Origin of the sequence: Aeromonas sp. HMWF015 (assembly GCF_963878965.1) — a bacterium.
GTDB lineage: Bacteria > Pseudomonadota > Gammaproteobacteria > Enterobacterales > Aeromonadaceae > Aeromonas > Aeromonas veronii.
Map to the genome: position 1 here is coordinate 1 of NZ_CAWNZT010000226.1, position 4609 is coordinate 4609.

The window sequence follows — 4609 nt, forward strand, 5'->3', positions numbered from 1 at the left end:
ATACGTGCAATGACGTCTCATTGAAAATGAAAAAGTAGTCTGATAGCCAATGTCGCTCACTTAAGGAAAATAAAATTCCAGTACGCATGGCCTAAAGGCTAAAAAGAGAGGGAGGCGCCATGCCTCCCTCTTTCTTTTCAATTCAATACCAGATCATCCTAGATCGAATAACCCACTATTGTAGAGTGTTGCTTAAGCTTGATCTCCCATGGTGAAATCGAGCTTACTTTTACAACAATGAATACTTACTTCTCTTCGAAAACAGCTGCAGTGTGGATAGCCCCATATTCAAATAAATCAAGTTGTCGTATATGCTCCTTTGCCCGTACCGGATCTGCCGTGAAAAGGATGACTGCTAAGTCTTTCAATGCCCTTGTACAGCTAACATAGAAAAGGCGGCGCGTTCTATCCATGGTCGTCTCTTCTCCTGCTGCTATATGCTCTTGATCCTTATCTGAGGGGGCTTTGAGGCCCAGGTATTTTTCGTAGGAGAACTGGTTGTGGGTACTCTCGGCATCGTCCAATACAACAAGCACTCTATCGAACTCAGCCCCTTTTATGCCTTGTTGAGTCCAAAAGGGTGAGCGTTCAGAAATGTAGGTCTGGTACGCAAGAAGCTGATTAGCAGGGCATCCTAGAAAAGCTTCCATTGAAGCCAATTCTTTGTCGGACTCATCTTCCTCTGGATCGTCATCATCGTCATTGCCTGCAACTTCTTCAAGCTGAGGCTGAATAGGAGGTGTGGCTATATTTAGGTCTAAGTAAGATGTCAGTCGGGAATCGAGGTTCAGTAACTCGGCGGTGTGCACCTTCTTCAGAAGGTCGCCAATCGTTACGCTGGAGTTCTTATCCGTGATGCTTTCCGCGATCAACGCAACCAGCCCTTCAAGTGTTTTAAGACGTTCACTTAGGTTTGCTCCCCCCACAATAGAATCTCTAGCGAGAAGAGGTGAGTATTTTCGGATCAGTCTCATAACTTCTAGTTGTCGGCCGTCGGTATGGGCAACTGCTATCGGAATTAGGAATTTTACACATGGTGAAAGGGGCCAGGCAGAGCCATCCAAAAACCCGTCCTTGAATGCTGACGGGGCTTTTGAGTTGAGCGCGGTGTAGAGGTCTCCGAATCCTAAACGTTTCGCTGCCATCTGGTGAACAATGACGAGTAGCTTTACCCGCGCTTGGTCATCATCCCCAAGCCTCCAATGATTATCACCAGTTTGCTCCGCCATCCACTCACGCACACGAACCAGATTAGCATCTCGCGTTTCGTCTGCAGGCAAAATGAAAAGGTGAACGGCACCTTCAGGAGTAGGGATGATGCCATTCGGACCTAAACGCTGACCAGGGATCTGAACGAGGTCATCACCGTCTCGACGAATGGCGTTTGCGAGATTCAGAACCTTTGTTGAACACCGGTAATTCTCAGGCTTCGGAATGTCAGCCCAAGTGGGCTCTGCTTCAACCAGACCGGTACCTGTGACGTAAATTCTTTGCATCGGATCGCCGAAGAAACCGAGACAAAAAGGAACACCTGATTCACGCTGGATGGTCTTCAAAGCGTCTACGACTTCGCTAGTCGTGTCCTGGCTTTCATCCACAAAGACAAAAGGGAACTGTTGCGCAAGAAGTGTTCGGAATAGTGGTCGTTCGACAATGAGATATGTTCCTAGCTTCAGAATATCGTCGTGGCCCAGGATCCCCTTTGCGTATTTACTACCTGTTCCGTATCTGAAGCCCTTAACAGTACCGAGCCGTTTTGACTGTCGATGGAGGCGCTCTAGATCTCGGGTATCTTTGTCTTTAGTGCGCAACTGGACCCTGGGGCCATAGGTTGCCTGCTTCTCTTCAAGTGTCGCTATTTTTTCCGCGATACGGCCAGCGACCCAGACTCTAATGTCGTTCTGGAATGGTTTAGCTAGCAGCCACATGAAACTGTGGATTGTCGAGACGTGAACCAAAGGGTCACTTCCTACATCCCTCCATATCTCTCCAGCTGCGATCTCTGTGTAGGTAATACAGGCAACGCGCTGACGGGTTTTCCTCAGCTTATCTCCATGAATTCGGATGACCGACGACAGACCCTTGATGAGAGAAGTAGTTTTCCCTGAGCCAGCACCGGACTTCATTATGAAGCTGCGCGGGGGAACGTCTTCAAGGCAGCTTCGAAGGTCGATATCGGCCTGGGTGTCCGGCTTATTTGCCCGGCTAATCATGGTTGCCCCCTATAGCGATATCTTCTGGGTCCAGCGGTTTGGTCTCAAGTTCGATCTGTACTTCGTTCATCAACCAAACCAACCCATCACGGATATAAGCTGGGACATGCCACATCTCTTCGTCTTCAGTGAGAATGGCGAGCGCGAACTTCGTTTTATCGAAACTTTTCCGCGAAATCTTCTCATGTAGGCCTTTAGCGAGAGCACTTGGGTCGGCGATAACTCCCTTCACAACCAGGCCAAGGTGCTTTCTCGCAGCGGCTTGAGTCCACTCCGGATTTTCGAGGCCAAAATCCTCCTCAAGCGTGCGCCCGCAGAGGGCTTCAGTGGACCCGTTCCAAGTGACAGATCGTTCAGTCTGATAAGCGACACGGACCTTCGCTCCATCTCCAAGATCATGTGTTTTGTCCTCGTCCAAAGCATGACGTAGATCTTCAATGGTGAGCTTACCAGGAAGCCATTTTATGAGGGTTTGATTCGAGGTTGCAGCGTCAGGTTCTTTAGGCAAACAAGCCTTACCGTATTTCTTGTTAGGTGCAGCAGACTCTGTGGCTGGAGCTTGCGCATCATTTTGAGTCTGCTCAGCAATGCCTTCTTCTGCGTTGGCTGGAACCTCAAACTCCTCGATATCCTCTTCATCAGTATCATCATCAGCCGCAGGGGCGATTAGCGCAACACTATCAATATCGGTGATTATTAGCGTTGTCAGACCAAGAAACTCGATAAGCGACTGGAAGCGGTGTCCAAAAGCACCACCGACTTCCAAAATACATAGGCAAGCTGAACGGAGCGTCTTCGCGACCTTCCGAATCATGATTGGTAGGAGCAATCTCTCAACATTACCTTCAACGAGAATCGCTGCATCAGAGAAGAAAAGATCGCAATGAGTTAGTTTAAGATATCGTTCTAGAAAATCCCGATCATCTGGCTGGGCTTGGTAAAACGCTGATAAATTTAGAACTTCTGTTAACTGTTCCTGGCCGACTTTCTTACGCCGGAAGTAGCGGATAGGTTTGAAGCCTCGCTCGTAAAGGATATGCGGCGAGTGGGTCGTAATGACCATTTGACTGCCAAAAATACTCCCATCGTCACCCTCTATGTTCAGGAGTTCAAGAACATTACGGATGAAGACCTGTTGGAGTTGAGCATGTAGATGGGCCTCTGGTTCCTCCACAAAAATCAGGTGTAATGGGGGACGATTGTCCATAGTTGTCCATCTGGCTTGAGCGTCGAGAATTTCCACAACCATGTAGATCAAATTCTTGAATCCCAGTCCGTTATAGCTATCAGGAAGAGTGGCTGTATCTTCGCCATCTCCAATCTGGTAGTGCACCCGTGCGTCTTGGCTCATTACGTGGGCGGGATCAAGCGCCGACATGATTTTCAGTCGAGGATTATTGATGCCCGGGTAGCCAAGCTTGGCGAGCCTATCAAGCATCGGTTTGAATACCCCATCCAAGTGAATATTCAGAGCTTGGTCTGAGTCATAAAGTGCCTTGAGGGCTATATGATCGTCTTGTCTTTGATTAAGGTTTCGCTTGTAGAAGCGGCTCAGACGCTTTGACAGATCTTCCGATCTGCCACCGGCTTCCAGATTAGGATCTGTAAGGTGTCGTTGAGCTCCGAGATTATCGATTTGGATTAGCGACTTGAGAATCGCTCCACCGCTCGGCTCTCCAACTAACTCGTCTGGAACATAGTTGTCGATTTCGCGGAAATTTTCGTCAAATTGAGTTCGGTCCAAGATGAAGTAGCGCAATTCGTATTCACTCTTGAGCTCGCGCTGAAGAAAATCCGTCATAGAGCGAGGCCAGGGAACATATTGCGACTCGGGCAATTCTGCGGTTTGCTCGATACCTTTAGCCTTAGCTTCTTGATAGTTTTGAAGGACGCTGATGGGGTTTCTAGCTGTCAGGGAAACTCGAATACCTACTTTGGTTCCCTCCCATGCTGTACTCGGAAGCAATGGAATCACTAGATAGAGGTCTGTGGATGCAACTTCAAACCAGAGATCGAGGTCTATGCTGGGAAGTGAAAAATCTTCTGGGATCGGGTCTATATCTCCAGCTTCGTCAAATATTCTCCAACACGAAGAATTGAAATCATAGAGGGTGAATCGATCCTTTCCTCCCGAGATAAATGCTTGGATGGCCTGGGTTGCTGATGTTTTTCCGCTGTTATTAGACCCTACGAAGATTGATATATCATCCGCTAACTCAATATGAGCGTCCTTTAGACGTCTAAAGTTTTTTAGTCGATATGAATGAAGATGCAAGAAAGCCCCCGAGATATTTAGTAAACACAATCGATGTTATCCAACTAAGTAAGTTAGCTAAAATGGATGCTTTCTTACTCATAGATACTGTGTATCCATACAAAGCATAGGTCAATAAATA

General features: G+C 47.7%; 2 protein-coding genes. Both read right to left on the bottom strand.

Features of this window, described 5'->3' with window-relative positions:
• Positions 1–245: 245 nt before the first annotated feature.
• The gene (locus tag AACS18_RS12450; RefSeq protein ID WP_108611839.1) at positions 246–2213 is read right to left on the bottom strand and encodes an AAA family ATPase; all 1968 of its coding nucleotides are present in this window, start codon (positions 2211–2213) and stop codon (positions 246–248) included.
• The gene (locus AACS18_RS12455; protein ID WP_108611840.1) at positions 2206–4488 is read right to left on the bottom strand and encodes an ATP-dependent nuclease; all 2283 of its coding nucleotides are present in this window, start codon (positions 4486–4488) and stop codon (positions 2206–2208) included. Before AACS18_RS12455 ends, AACS18_RS12450 begins: the two co-directional genes overlap by 8 nt.
• Between the last annotated feature and the right edge of the window lie 121 nt (positions 4489–4609).